Origin of the sequence: Salipaludibacillus sp. CF4.18 (assembly GCF_051262595.1) — a bacterium.
GTDB classification, from domain to species: Bacteria; Bacillota; Bacilli; order Bacillales; family Salisediminibacteriaceae; genus Salipaludibacillus; species Salipaludibacillus neizhouensis.
The window spans coordinates 1-14,125 of record NZ_JBIMEV010000085.1; the positions used below are offsets into that span (position 1 = coordinate 1).

Annotated in this window: 11 protein-coding genes; 5 read left to right on the forward strand and 6 right to left on the reverse strand. The window is 35.3% G+C overall.

The features are described from left to right. Positions 1–221: 221 nt before the first annotated feature. A complete protein-coding gene (gene pelA, locus ACHABW_RS24340) occupies positions 222–1,769 on the reverse strand; it encodes a pectate lyase (RefSeq protein WP_435759430.1) in 1,548 nt (515 codons plus the stop codon). Continuing rightward, a complete protein-coding gene (locus ACHABW_RS24345; RefSeq protein WP_435759432.1) occupies positions 1,721–3,979 on the reverse strand; it encodes a hypothetical protein in 2,259 nt (752 codons plus the stop codon). The genes pelA and ACHABW_RS24345 overlap by 49 nt, the downstream gene beginning before the upstream one ends. Positions 3,980–5,155: 1,176 nt before the next feature. Here ACHABW_RS24345 and ACHABW_RS24350 point away from each other — a divergent pair. From ACHABW_RS24350 to ACHABW_RS24360, 3 genes are all read left to right on the forward strand, one after another. After that, positions 5,156–5,554, forward strand: coding sequence for a MarR family transcriptional regulator (locus tag ACHABW_RS24350; protein WP_435759434.1), 399 nt, complete (start codon positions 5,156–5,158; stop codon positions 5,552–5,554). A 116-nt stretch (positions 5,555–5,670) separates the two neighbouring features. Next, the gene (locus tag ACHABW_RS24355; protein ID WP_435759436.1) at positions 5,671–6,174 is read left to right on the forward strand and encodes a hypothetical protein; all 504 of its coding nucleotides are present in this window, start codon (positions 5,671–5,673) and stop codon (positions 6,172–6,174) included. A gap of 680 nt (positions 6,175–6,854) precedes the next feature. After that, positions 6,855–7,022: a hypothetical protein gene (locus ACHABW_RS24360; RefSeq protein WP_435759438.1), complete on the forward strand. Its 168-nt coding sequence runs from the start codon at positions 6,855–6,857 to the stop codon at positions 7,020–7,022. A gap of 234 nt (positions 7,023–7,256) precedes the next feature. On the opposite strand, the gene ACHABW_RS24365 is transcribed toward ACHABW_RS24360, so the two are convergent. From ACHABW_RS24365 to ACHABW_RS24380, 4 genes are all read right to left on the reverse strand, one after another. Continuing rightward, positions 7,257–8,084: a carbohydrate ABC transporter permease gene (locus ACHABW_RS24365; RefSeq protein WP_435759440.1), complete on the reverse strand. Its 828-nt coding sequence runs from the start codon at positions 8,082–8,084 to the stop codon at positions 7,257–7,259. Between the two features lie 8 nt (positions 8,085–8,092). Further along, positions 8,093–9,031 carry a carbohydrate ABC transporter permease gene (locus ACHABW_RS24370; RefSeq protein WP_435759442.1) on the reverse strand — a complete coding sequence of 313 codons (939 nt, stop codon included), beginning with the start codon at positions 9,029–9,031 and terminating at the stop codon, positions 8,093–8,095. Between the two features lie 66 nt (positions 9,032–9,097). After that, positions 9,098–10,420, reverse strand: coding sequence for an ABC transporter substrate-binding protein (locus ACHABW_RS24375; RefSeq protein WP_435759444.1), 1,323 nt, complete (start codon positions 10,418–10,420; stop codon positions 9,098–9,100). A gap of 161 nt (positions 10,421–10,581) precedes the next feature. After that, a complete protein-coding gene (locus ACHABW_RS24380; RefSeq protein WP_435759446.1) occupies positions 10,582–11,577 on the reverse strand; it encodes a sugar phosphate isomerase/epimerase family protein in 996 nt (331 codons plus the stop codon). A 241-nt stretch (positions 11,578–11,818) separates the two neighbouring features. Here ACHABW_RS24380 and ACHABW_RS24385 point away from each other — a divergent pair, with 241 nt between their 5' ends. Both ACHABW_RS24385 and ACHABW_RS24390 read left to right on the forward strand, forming a co-directional pair. Next, positions 11,819–12,697 (forward strand): SIS domain-containing protein, encoded by an 879-nt coding sequence (locus tag ACHABW_RS24385; RefSeq protein ID WP_435759448.1) that lies wholly within the window; start codon positions 11,819–11,821, stop codon positions 12,695–12,697. Between the two features lie 70 nt (positions 12,698–12,767). Then, complete coding sequence (locus ACHABW_RS24390) at positions 12,768–13,664, forward strand: ribokinase (RefSeq protein ID WP_435759450.1); 897 nt, start codon at positions 12,768–12,770, stop codon at positions 13,662–13,664. Positions 13,665–14,125: the final 461 nt, after the last annotated feature.

The window sequence follows — 14,125 nt, forward strand, 5'->3', positions numbered from 1 at the left end:
GGTCCGCTTTTGTGAGATGCGTGGTGGGTTCTGTTAATTTAAATTTACATCACATAAATGGATATTGTCCTTACATCTTCCAGGTTATAAACCTATATGAAAAAACGACCTGAACATGAACAATCATCACGTTTAGGTCGTTTTTATTTGGCAGATCCAATTGATCCATTTAGGAACCGTCCCTCCGCTTCAAATGAAGCAGAGAACCGTCCCCATGTTTCCTACTCCACCCTATGCAAGTCTCCAACAACCAAGGTTTCTCCGGCAATGTTCGTTGAGTTATTACCAACAACCTTTACATATGCACGGTTTTCATAGTATCCTGTTGTGCTTGCTACTTCTAATAGATTACTAGCAAAGTCGCCAGCCCACATGTACGTCCATTTGCTTTCTCCCTCAAGTTCAAAGAAGTCATGCAACATGATACCATCTCGGTTTGCATAAACAGGACGATTTGTACCAATTTCATAGTATCGATACCAAGTCTCTGCATCTGGGTCTTCGTAGAAGAAAATCATGTTTTCTTCATCAAAGCGGTCAAATCGAATCCCATCTAGTTTCACATCTTCAAACCAACGTAATGCAGCTTCAACTGCTATCTTAATTTCTTCCGTTTGTGGTAAAGACATAAGGTATGCCACTACACTTACTGATTCAAACCCGGAAATTGACGGAAGCTCAAACGAACGACCTTTTGTTGCTTCGTACGTGTAAGGATCATGCTGTTGACCCCATGCAGTCAACTCTCCATCCACTTCAATTTGTGATTCTAATATAAAGTCTAACGCTAAATCAAGCGCTACTTGTGCCTCAGCAGCTAACTCATCACTCACAACGTCGTCGTTAAATGGATAACTTTTTTCCGCAACTATTGATAGTGCATTTAACACTCGATTCATAGCATTATCATTGAATGTTGCGTTATCTGGATATCCACCAACAAGGGGATACATTTGTGGGAATCCACCAGTATCATATTGTGATTCTAAAAGATAGTTAATCCCTTTAAGGAGAGACTCTTTGTATCGTTCATCTCCTGTTTCATTGTATACAAGTGTCATGAATAAAATTTCATCAATCGTTGCATTATTATCTGTTGTTCCTGCTTCTATTTCAGCAGAATAAGAATAAGATTCTGATTTTCTTTCTGATCCATCCCACATACGCTTGTAGTTTGTATCAAACCAGTTTTTATACCAGCCGCCGTGTTCCATCTGCCATGATAGTAAATAGTCTGCTTGTTGTATATTTTCCTCCATGTCGCTAGAGAAATGATAATCTTTTAATAATGGAACATGTTGCGGATCTTCTGGAATTTGTCGATCTATTGTTCCATCTAGGTTGATTGTTTCCTCCGTTTTGAAAACAACAACGGATTGACCAGCTTCATTCACAAACGTGTCCGTATCTACAATCGTAAAGTTATCAGTCAGTTTTGGATTAAGGCCTTCCCAATCTCCCATTGCTGAGTTTAATTCTAAGTCACTTGGATCTAGGTTTTTGACTTTACCATTGAAGGTAACCTCTACTGTATTCTCATCCGTAACAACGGTACTTACGATTTGAATTGGACCAGGAGGAACAGTCTCCTTATTAGGCTTAGGCACAACGGTAAATGATTCTACTGCTGACTCATTTCCTGCATAGTCCACAGCCTTCACTTTAATATTTTTTCGACTTCCAATAAGATCTATCTCTGCATAAAAAGTGAGGTCATCTGCTATTTCAAATTCTTCTCCATTAATAATGACAACTCCACCTTCATCCACCTTACCTGAAATTGATATGGATTATACACTGTATGGCGCATCTTTCCTTTTTTATCCCCAGGTAGCTCATCAAGAGTAAGCGTTGGTGCATCTGTTTCATACACAACAGTTAACTCGATTGGTGCTGCTTCTTCGCCAGCTAGATCTACAGCTTCTACCAATACTGTATTTTGACCGAGTTCTAATTCTAATGTAGTGGTAAATGATAGATCTGAACCAACCTCGACTTCATCTCCATTCACTGTCACTCTACTTTCTCTATCCATGGAACCGGAAACCGTATACGTTTGCTCGTTTACAAACGCTCCGTTGTCATCTAACGAAATGACAGGACGTGTATCTACTGGTGTAGCAGATATCGGTGCAGATGCTACACTTGTTGTTACATCATTTTTCGCAACAACCACATAAAAATACTCTACATCATTTGATACATCTGTGTCTGTATATTCTGTATCCGTAACACTACTTGTAATCACTTCATACGATCCATCTTCAGCTGTACTACGCTTCACCTCATAGGAAGTTGCTTCAGGAACTTCATCCCAGCTTAACGCAACTTTCTCATGGCTTGTGTCTACGTCTAATCCAACTGGTGTTGGCAGAGGCTCCACAGGTGTAGCACCTACTACTTCCGATGGATCACTTTCCACCCCATCACGAGATACTAAAGTAATTTGGTAGGAGTATGTTTCGCCATTCGTTAGCCCTGTATCTGTAAAGGAGTTTGTCTCTAAACCACTAGCTATTGTTTCGAATGGCCCTTCCGAATCCGTACTTCTTTTTACCGTAAATGTCTTTTCCGGTGCAATATCTTGTTCATCTAAATCAAGTGCCCAAATAACAGATTCATCATACAGCTTCCAGCCTGCTTCAGTTAGAACTTCCTCTTGGCCGTTAAAAACAAAGGTAGAAACCCGACGCTCAGGTACTTGCTCACCAGTTACGCGTTTTGCACCTTTTTCGTAGGCAAAAATCGCGGCTTTTTCCTCGTCACCTTCGACCGTCGCAATCACGTCCGCTTCTTCACCTGGAGTTCCAAAGTTCACCTTCCCTGCCTGTGTATAAACTTCCACCGTGCCGCTTAGCCCAACTGCTAACGGATGGTCACTATCTTGAATAACAAGATTTGTTTGGCCATCGATATCACCAGATTGACCTCCATCACTGTAGCTTAGGTCTACGTCGTCCACGACCCAACCTTTGGAGTATACAACTGGAATAGGAACATCTTTAAATTTTTCGCCAATGTCTCCAGATCCTGCAGTCTCTCCAACAAAAACGATATCGTAGCCTTCTGCATCCTCCGTTTCCGTTTCCTTCATGATTCTAAAATCAACGGATAAGAAACCTAATGATTGAAAATGCTGTACACCCATGATGTCTGCTGGCAAGCCAGCGCCAACATATAGCATTTTTATCTTATCATCGGCATTTCCCAGTGCCCATTCAACCGACGCATCAAGGAGCTTCCAGCCATCCTCTGTCATGTAATCCTCTTGCCCATTAAATAGGAATGTAGAAACTCGACGAGCAGGAACGGTTTCTTCCCCATTCACTCTCTTTGCTCCTTTTTCATAAGCAAAAATAGGAACTTTCGCTTCGTCCCCTTCTACTGTGGCAATAACTTCTGCTTCTTCACCAGGAGTACCAAAATTCACTTTCCCAGCTTCCGAATATACTTTTACTGTTCCACTAAGTCCAGCGGCTAATGGATGGTAAGGATCCTCGATGACTAAGTTTGTTTGTCCATCAATATCACCTGACTGACCGCCATCACCATAACTTAATTCCACATCATCTACTACCCAGCCCTTTGAATAGACTACTGGAATAGGAACTTCTTTAAATTTCGTACCGATGTCACCAGACCCAGAGGTTTCCCCTACAAAGACAATATCGAAATCATCTGCGTCTTCTGTTACCGTATCTTTAATATTTTTAAATGTTATATTATTAAAACCAAGTGTTTCTAAATGTGCGATTGTTTTTTCGTCAGCCGGTAGACCTGAGCCTACATACAGCATGGACTTTCCTGATCCAATCGAGCGATTCCAGTTTAGATCGACCTGCTCATCACCAGCAACCGCTTCTAAACCTGTGGGAGAAGCTGATATATTACTAGCTGCAGATGTTTCTAACGAAAAAACATTTGGTAACGCTGTGAATACTATTAATAATGCTAGAAAAATATGTAGTCGTTTCTTCATAATGTTCCTCCTGTTTTATTGGATTTTAGATACTTAGTTTTGAGAGATTCTCTTAAGTGTTTGTAGTGGTGTACTACGAAACTCGTAGTACAGAAGATATAAACTTGTAGTTAAAACCACCGGTATAACGCTTGCAAAATTCGATAAAAACGTTGATATAATCGTTCTCACCACAATTGCTGTAATGAGCACTATTTACTTACCTGTCACCTCCTCGAATAAATTGTATCAAAAAGAGTCTAGGCAATATTATCCATTTGTGAAGTATAATCATAGCGTTCACGGGCTATTTGCAACGAATCATACTGAAAAAAAGAAGCAAAACCCAATGTAAAGATTATCCTACATTACCAAAATTCTTTAGAAATAAGCATATTCCTAATGTGAGGTAATGATCATGTTATAAGAAACAAATATACGAAAACATAGGCAAAAAAGAAAGGTAAAGATTATTACACCAATTTCACCTGTAATTTGACCAATTTTCATGAAAACGCTTACGAAATTACAGGATATCCTTACCAGGCACTTATCACTATGTATATACTACATGGTATCCACCATAGGTATAATTTATGAGGTATGTTGTAAGTATTATCTTCAGCGGAGCAGGGTGACGGTGTGTGAAATATTTTTTATGTGCGGATTTGCGGAAATTACGTGCCCAAGAACCATATACATGCTGTGATCAGTCCCATAACTTGGCCTTCATTTTTCTGAAAAGTCATGGGCAGTTCTCCGAAGAACTCTGATCCGAAGTGTGATTCTATGAATTCCTGATTGTTAAGATGGATCGTCCTTATGAAATTCAAGATGTTAAACTTAATCTGATTTCGACAAAGTTTTAAGAGGGACATTAAATACACAGTACGAGAAAAGTGTACATGGAAAGAGAAGGCGCTTGTTGAACGGAGAGGTTACCGAAAGAATAAAAATCCAATTTGTGATCTTATTCTTTCAACTATAGTATAAAAATAAAATTATTATAAGCAGAACAGGAAATAAACACTAACGGGCAAGGCTTTACTTCAAAAAAAGTAAGGCTCTTTTTTTGTTGGGAGAGTGTACCAACTAATAATTGAAAAAGAGTAAAAAACTTCTATGAATATGTAAACTAATCTTTGAAGAGAATATTACTTGTACTTACAATTGTAAATACAAGTGAGGGTGATAAAGTTGAATTTACTGCTTAAGCAACAAATGCTTTTAATGATTCGCGCATTGTACTTTTGTATGGAAAATAAGTGGTCTGAAATAGGGAAGGAATTTAATATCTCCCCTGCCCAACAGCATATTTTATTTCTCTTATCAACTAATAATAATGAATTAACTCCTACAAAAATCGGTGAATTAGGCTGCTGGCATCCTTCTACTGTTACAAGATTACTCAAACGCCTTGAAAAAAGCAGATTTATCCTTGTGAAAACAAACAAAAATCAGCCTAGATTTAAAATTGTTTCAATGACCAATGCAGGAAAGGAAAAGCTTGAACAGTTGCTTGATACAGTTAAATTGATGGAGCAATTCCCATTAGATATGCGTCATTTATCCGAGATGAGATTTTATGTTTTTTAGAGTACGGTAAAGGCATTTTAGATATTCATAAAGGAGAAAATTTTAGAACAAATGTTATCAGTAAACTGGTAGATGACTATGATTACGAATAACACTGACAAAAGGAGCCATTAAAAATGAAGAATCAGTGGTTAGTTAATATTGCAATGGTTTTAATCTCTTGGTTAACCTTATTTTTTTTGGGACGGCGTAATATAAAAAAATTTCTTCCAGCTGCTATTCTTGTTGGTCTTTTAGAAGCATGGAATGTTCAAATTGGAAAAAAACGAAAATGGTGGGTTTTTTATAATAAAGGAAACTCCTATATAGCAAATGAGTTTCCTTTTAATATTGGTCCGTTTTTAATTGGTACCATGTGGATATTAAAGTGGACTTACGGAGACTTTAAAAAGTTTATATTACTTAACGCAGTAGTAGACGGTTTCTTTGCTTTTATTTTAATGAGCGTTATGGAAAAATTAAAAATTGCCCAACTCGTCCGAATAAATCATTTTCAATTCTTTTTGTATTTCTTTTATAAGGCTTTTTTCTTATATGGAATTCAATACCTTTTAGAGAAAAAAATAAATCTGGTCTATTCACTAAAAAGACTGAAAAGTATATTCACTTTACTTAAATAAATCATTGTGAAATAGTGTACTTAAACAAACGAGGTTGTGTTAGTTCAATTACCTTTAATTTCAAAGAAGCGAGCTTCTTATTTTATTCAGGAGTGCTTTTCATTTCATTGGTAAATGTACTGGCGATCTGTGGTAAATCTCTTGGCGTTCATTGGTAAAAAAGATGGCAAGGGTGGCAACATCTTGTGCCCGTATATAATAGTAGACAGGCATAAATTCCTTTTTTAAAGACTATTACAGTATGCTAATAAAAGGCAAGTTTAAAGCTATTCACCATGACTCAAATTCGTCCCTGTTACTCGGGTATTAGCTGGAGAAAGCGTAAAAATGATTGCGAAACAGCTCTAAGAGTTATCTCGTCACTATACTTTTGAGCTGCTCTTCTGTGCTCCAGGTCGCCCCAATCAAAAGAGAAATGTTGAAAATGGCGTTAAAATTATCAAATTGGCACTAACACATTTTTATATCAACAACTTTGATGTGATTACAGCCACAAGATTGTACCAGTAAGTGCCAAGGTACTGATTTAACACTTCACCGCACCGGGGTCAGGGCCGTCTTTACTAGTACGCCAGCCGCGAAAATGAAGCATGGAACCAAATTCTGATCCAGATGGATGATTTACCGTAAGGGTAAATGATGAGACTCAAGAAGAGGAACTGAAAAATAGGCTCCCTTCCATGTTTCGAAATGATATCAACTTGCTCTTGAAAGCTGGGTGGTTAGAAGAGAGTTACAATCCATTAGTGAATTGGGAGAGCCTGAAGCAATACAGAGTCGATCTCGCTAAAATCGATAAAGACGCGGAGGAGTTTTGTCGATACTTATTTATTGTGGCGATGATTTGAAGAAGCATTTATAAAATCAGTATCATTCACAATAAAATAATAATTTAGGGAGGTTTATGGAGTTGAGAATGTGTGGCCCATAGATTAATGACCCTGTTCATACCCCTAAAAGGGTATACCCTTTTCCGACATACAAAATAAGCGCCAAATAACCGTCTCATTAGATGGTTATTTGACGCTTATTTTTAAGTAAACAAAAAGGTTAAGTAACTCCTTCGTTATTCTAGGTGAAGATTACTTTACAGCTCCTGAAGCAACTCCTTTTGTAATTTGCTTTGAGAAGGCAAAGTAAACAATTAACATTGGAATTGTTGCAATTCCTAGCGATGCAAAAAATATACCTTGATCAAATCCTGAATTTCCTGAACTTATAGCGCCTACAGCAACAGGGAGTGTTCGCGCCTCTGGTCTAGTTAGTAGAACAGAAGCAAACAGATATTCACTCCAAATTGTAATAACATTAATAATCGCAACTGTAGCCATACCTACTTTTGTCATAGGTAATGCTATATTCCAAAATATTCTAAACTCACTACATCCGTCTATTCTAGCAGCTTCTTCGACTGCATTTGGAACATTTTCAAAAAATGTTCTCATAATTAATATACTAATAGGTAAATGAAATGCGACATACAAAATCATCAAAACAAATAAATTATTAGATAAACCTAAACTTTCAACAAAATAATAAAGTGGAACTACTAGGGCGTGTACAGGAATTGCTATAAACCCAACCATACTAATGAAAAATATCTTATTACCTGGAAATGTTTTTTTTGCTACTGCATAACCAGCAAGTGAAGCAACTAAAACTAGTATGATTAAAGACCCTAAAGTAACCATGATGCTATTAAGCAAAGCTGGCCCCATTGAATAAGAAACTAGTGCATTTATATAATTAGAAAACTGAAACTTCTCTGGTAATCCAAAAGGATTTTGCAATATATCTGCGTGTGATTTTACAGAAGTAAGAAACATATAAAATAAAGGATAACTTACTAAAAGTGTACAAATAATTAAAAACGAATAAACGATTGTTTTAGTTAATTTTTGTTTGATCACAATATCACCTACCCTTCTAATTTAGCCAATTTGGATACTTTTATATAATATATACAGATTATCATTACAATAACTGTCATGGAAACGGATATCGAAGATGCGTAGCCAAAGTTCTGTTGAGAAAAAGCTGTCCGATATAAAATGGTTCCCAAAACTTCAGAAGCATAATTTGGTCCTCCGCCAGTCATTACCCAAATAAGGTCAAATGTTTTCAGTGAATTTATTATCTGAAGCATTATTATTACGTAACCCATTCTTTTGACCATTGGAATAATAATGTATATCATCCGCTGCCATCCAGAAACTCCGTCAAGTGTTGCTGCCTCATGTATTTCAGTGGGTATTCCCTCAATTGCAGATAAAAATAATAACATCGTCCATCCTGAAATTTGCCATACTGCCACAGCGATGATTGAATATACTGTAAGATCAGGATTACCTAGCCATAATTGAGTAAATGATTCTAAACCAATTGATCTTAAAAATGAGTTTAAAATACCAAAGCTTGGCTCGAAAACTTTAGAGAAAAGAGCTGCGATCACTGCTGTAATTAACATTACAGGTATAAAGAAGACAAATTTATAAATTCTCCATCCTACAAGTTGTCTATCTATAGCAACAGCGAATAAAAAACCAAAAATTATAGTGAAAGTGCCAAATAGAAATATATACTTTAAATTGTTTAGTAAGGCGTTCCAAAATTGGCTATCAGAAAGTAATTGAATGTAATTACTAAACCCAACAAACTCAGCCTCACTGAATCCATTCCATTTATAAAAGCTTATGCTAAAGGAATGAATTAACGGAATTATCATTACGGCTAATATTAAAATTATAGAGGGAAGAATAAAAAGATAAGCTATTTTATGTTTTTTAAAATTATACAAAAAACGAAAAAAAATATTAGGTGATTCATTCATATCTGCTAATTTAACGTTTTTATCCATGAATAGTCTCCTTTCTTTATGCAAGTGTTGAACTCGTCAATATATGACGAATTCAACACAACTTGTTTATTCATGCACTTGGTTTACCATATCGTTAAATTCTTCCGCGAATTCTTCTGGTGTGTATTGTCCCATGATCAAACCTTGAATTAATGGGACTGCCGCAGGTCTATATTCTCCAGGCATTACCGTATTAAAAATGATATGGGTGCCTTCTTCAAGCATTGATTCATACATATCTGCTTCAACAGCTGAGTATGTTTCTTCAATATCCTCATATGATAAATCTGTTCTTGCAGGGAAGTTAGAAGCAGTTTCACCTATTAATTGCTGGCGTTCTTTGCTCATAATGAATGCCAAAAATTTCTTTGCCCACTCTTCTTTTCCTGTATCATTTAGTGCCATAAGTGCTTGACCATCATAATAACCTATTGTTTTTCCTGCATCTTCACGTGCTTCAGGATAGAAAAAAGATCCTAATTCAAAATCCTCAGGCAGTTCACTACCCAACATACCAGGACCTGCGTTAACAGAAGCATCACTATACATAGCTGCTTGCTCTTGTGCAAAAAGCGATCTAGCTTCATCAGCTCCAGTTCCGGCTACACCTTCAGGCATTAAATTGAATCCCATCTCTTGCATTAAACGAAATGCTTCAACGATGTCAGGGTGAGTATAATCCATATCTTCCTTATCTAATAATCTTTGGTAGTGTTCTGGACTAACAGTACGTTTAACAGCGATATCTAATAATGCAGTAGCTTGACTAGGATTGAACATTCCAGATGTCCATGGTATATACCCAGCTTCTTTCACCGGTTCTCCAAACGTAAGAAACTCCTCAAAGGTCTCTGGCTCTTCAAGACCAGCTTCTGAAAATGCTTTTTTGTTATAAAAAATAATTGGATTTAAAACAACGGACTCAGGTACAGAGTATATATTACCATCTGTAGAAGTATGAGTCTCAATGGTTTGTTCTGTTAATACATTGTTCCAACCTTCGCTTTCATAGAGGTCATCTAGTGGTAAAAGTGCGCCAGATTCGACTATATCATGATAGAATCCATTAGCCCAAAACCAAGCAACATCAGGTCTTTCATCTGAATTGAAAAGTCTCACTGCATTTTGATTATAATAATCATCATCATATTCTCTCAGTTCTATCGTTACATTAGGATTTTCTTCTTCAAATGCATTAATTTCTGCTTCCCATCGAACCAAACCTTCACCACTTATTGTTGAAAATACTAAGTTTACTTCCTCTTCTTCGTTATCATTGCTTGTAGAGTTATCGCCGCCAGTTTCTGTTTCTGATGAACAACCTACCAACAAAATGGAAACGATTACAAAAATTGAAAACAGACTACGCTTAAAAGAATTCATCATCATACCCCCGTAATATAGTTTTTTACTGAACAAATGGCATAAATAAGATTCCTATTTGAAAAACATTATTTGGTAATTGTAAAATAGTTATTTATTTATACCACTTGCTCAATGTGAGAAATAAATTAACAAGAAGCTGTATTTAAAAATAAATTATTAGCAATTTAAATTTCTATTTTTGTTTTGGAAACGGCCTTATCTAAGATACCTAATAGTAACTCTTGGCTCTTAACAGCATCTTTATCTTTAACAATTTGATCAATTTTATCTAATCCTAATCCATCTACTAATTGGTATAACTTTTTGAACATCTGAATATTCATCTCGCATTCTTTAATCGGATCTTCTCTGATTGGGAAAGTATCAAAGTAAATCAGTCCTTTATAGTCATATTTTTTAAGATAATAGACAAATTCTAAGGTTTGCATGAAATGGACTGAACCGAACATCATACCGTCATCGTTATCCTGATATCCATCATTTAAGTGGATTCCCATAAGTTTCCCTCTTGACTGAGCTAAAGATAGAGAAAATGAGGGATTTTCTTTTTTCATCAACATATGGCAATAATCTAAAGTGATCCCAACGTTATCACACTTAATGTCTTCTATACCTAGTAGAGTTGTTCCAATATCGTTAAATAAAGTAAATGCTCGAGGTTGATATGGTTTATATTCTATACTAATGTTTGAATCGGGATATTTTTTTGCTATTTCACGAATTGCTTCCACTTGCATATTCCAAGCCTCTTGATAATTTAATTGAAAGGAATAATCAAATCCATCATTCGCCATCCAAATAGTTGTAACTGATCCTCCTAATTCCCCGCAAATTTCAACAGCTTCTTCCGTAATTGTTACAGCTTTACTTCGTAGGTTATCGTCACTATTTGTAAATTCCCCCCTAAAGAAAGTATTGTCATATCTTAAAGCGATACCACTCAAACTTAAATTTACTTCATCCAGTTTATGTTTAATTTCTTCCACTGTATGACCTTTAAAGTGCTGAGGATAGTTCAATTCCACATGTGTAATTCCTTTAACGTGAGATAATCGTTCAATCAAATCAAGGGTAGAAATATGCTCCTTTTTATCCCCCCAAAAACTACCGACATCTGTAAAAAATGAATTTAATCTAGTTGAAAATTTTAAGTCCTTCATAAATGCCTCCTTTATTTTTAAACAGAAACAAGTAAACTTTCTGAATATTTCGTTCTAAGTAAAATATATATTATTTATTTATTGTTGTCAATAAGTAAATTTTTATCTATTTTTATTGATAAAAACGTATTTTTATATCTATTTATTTATTTATTAAAAAAATAAAGTAAACTTTATTAAATTGAATCTTTTGTTTGTTTATTATATAATTGATTTAATTGAATAACATGGAGGTGCTGTAATGAATGCAAGCAAGAGGGTTTTAGATGGTCGCGACATTATTATCTATGCTCGCAGTATTTTACCGTCGTTGAGCCAAAAAGAACGAATAATTGCTGAATTTATAGTTAGTAATTATGCAGATTTAAGTAAAATGACGATAAGTGATTTGTCTGAAAAACTTAAAGTAAGTGAAGCTACAATTGTTAAGTTAAGTAAAAAACTGCAATGTGAGGGCTATTTAACATTGAAAAAAATTCTCTCTGAATATTCATTAAATGAAGATGAATATTATCAAGAAGAATTTTATGAAAGTGATGAATTTGAGGATATTTTCAAGAAGGTATTTAATAATTCGATTATCGCTTTACAAGATACACTTTTAGGGTTTGATAAAGAAGAATTTAAGAGAGCTGTAGATGCTTTTTTAAAAGCAAAAAAAGTGCTATTACTGGGTGTAGGTGGATCTGGCACTATTGCTGATGATATTGCTCATAAATTCCTAAAAGTAGGTATAGATGCCCAATCCTACCGTGATACTCATATGCAATCTATGGCAGCATCTTTATTAAAAGAGAATGATATCGCTATTGGAATATCCCACTCTGGTTCAACAGCAGCTGTTAACTATGCTTTACAAACTGCTAAAGAAGTGGGGGCAACTACAATTTGCGTCACTAACCATGTTAAAAGTCCTATAACTGAAAATTCCGATATAAATTTAGTTTCTTATGCTAATAACTCTCCTCTTACTGGAGAAAACGCGGTAACACGAATTGTTCATTTAAATATATTAGATGCCTTATATAATTCAGTTGTATTAGCCAATTATGATAAAACCTATAATAATTTAAAGAGAACTAATTCTGCGGTTGAGAATCAACGATTAAAAAACAAATAAATAAGCTTTTTTAAAAGTACACGTTTTTTTGATAATTGAGAGAGTTTTATTATATGAAGGAGTGAGATAAATGAAAGACTGTGTTTCGGTTTTAGGTAGCTTAAACTATGATTTTTTAGTTAAACAAAAAAGGATGCCTACATTAGGTGAAACTTATGTGGGAGATAAATTAATAGAGTTATGCGGAGGTAAAGGAGCTAATCAAGCAGCACAGTGTGGTAGGTTAGGTTTGGAAACTTTTATGATTGGTAAAGTAGGTGACGATATCTATGGCACTAAAATGATTAATGAATTAAAAAAAAGTAATGTTGATACTAAGTATATAAAAAAAGGGTCTGATCCCTGCGGTATGGGGATTGTTCATATCATGCCTGACGGAGAATACTATAGTACTATTTTAAGAGGGGCAAATTTTGAACTATCATTTTCAGATATAAATGCGGCGGAAGATATTATCAGAAGAAGTAAAATAATGATATTTCAATTAGAAACACCAATAGAAATAATTGAATATACAATGTCCTTAGCAAGGAAATATGATTGCTATATTATTTTAAATGCAGCTCCAGCGACTGAAATAACAAAAAAAATGTATGAGTTTATTGATTGTTTAATCGTAAATGAGTCAGAAGCTTCTTTTTATACTGAAAATAACGTACAATCCATCCAAGAAGCTCAAGAAGCAAGTCATTATTTATATAACTTAATCAACGGCTTAACCATTGTCACTTTAGGTAAAAAAGGATCAGTAGCTTATGATGGTCACAGAGATTACTTTACTCCCGCCATTGAAGTTAATAGTGTAGATTCAACTGGTGCAGGAGATGCGTATACTAGCGCACTTGTTTATTCTTTATATCAAGATTGGGACATTGAAAAAAGTATGGCATTCGCTACAAAAGTAAGTTCGATAACTGTAACAAAAGATGGGGGACAAAATTCTTTTCCTTTTTTAGAAGAAGTATAAAGTAGGGTGAAATAACATTTTCATAATTCAGAAAGGGTATTATCTGTCTTTGGTATAAATAATAATGAACCTAATAAAACAAAACATTCTTAGTTCATTATTTCTTGACTTGATATGACACATACCTCTTTCTCAATACGATTAAGCATTCATTGGTTTTATGACATGCATTGATTCAAATTCCACTATGTGCTTCTAACCGGTTCGTTACCTATCGCAAAACCTTATTTTGCAAAAGAAAATGCAAGTAAAAATGTATAACTAATTGCACCGCAAATGCGGTGCTTTTTGTATTCTCTGGCCCGTTTGCAGATGTGTGATCTTACTGAAAGCAAGTGATAGACCTAAATCCGACCTTATACCTTATCTACAACCCATCACCCAAGTCGTTAAAATGATGCAGAGAACCGTCCCTTTGCTTATCAACTTGCTCTTGAAAGCTGGGTGGTTAGAAGAGAGTT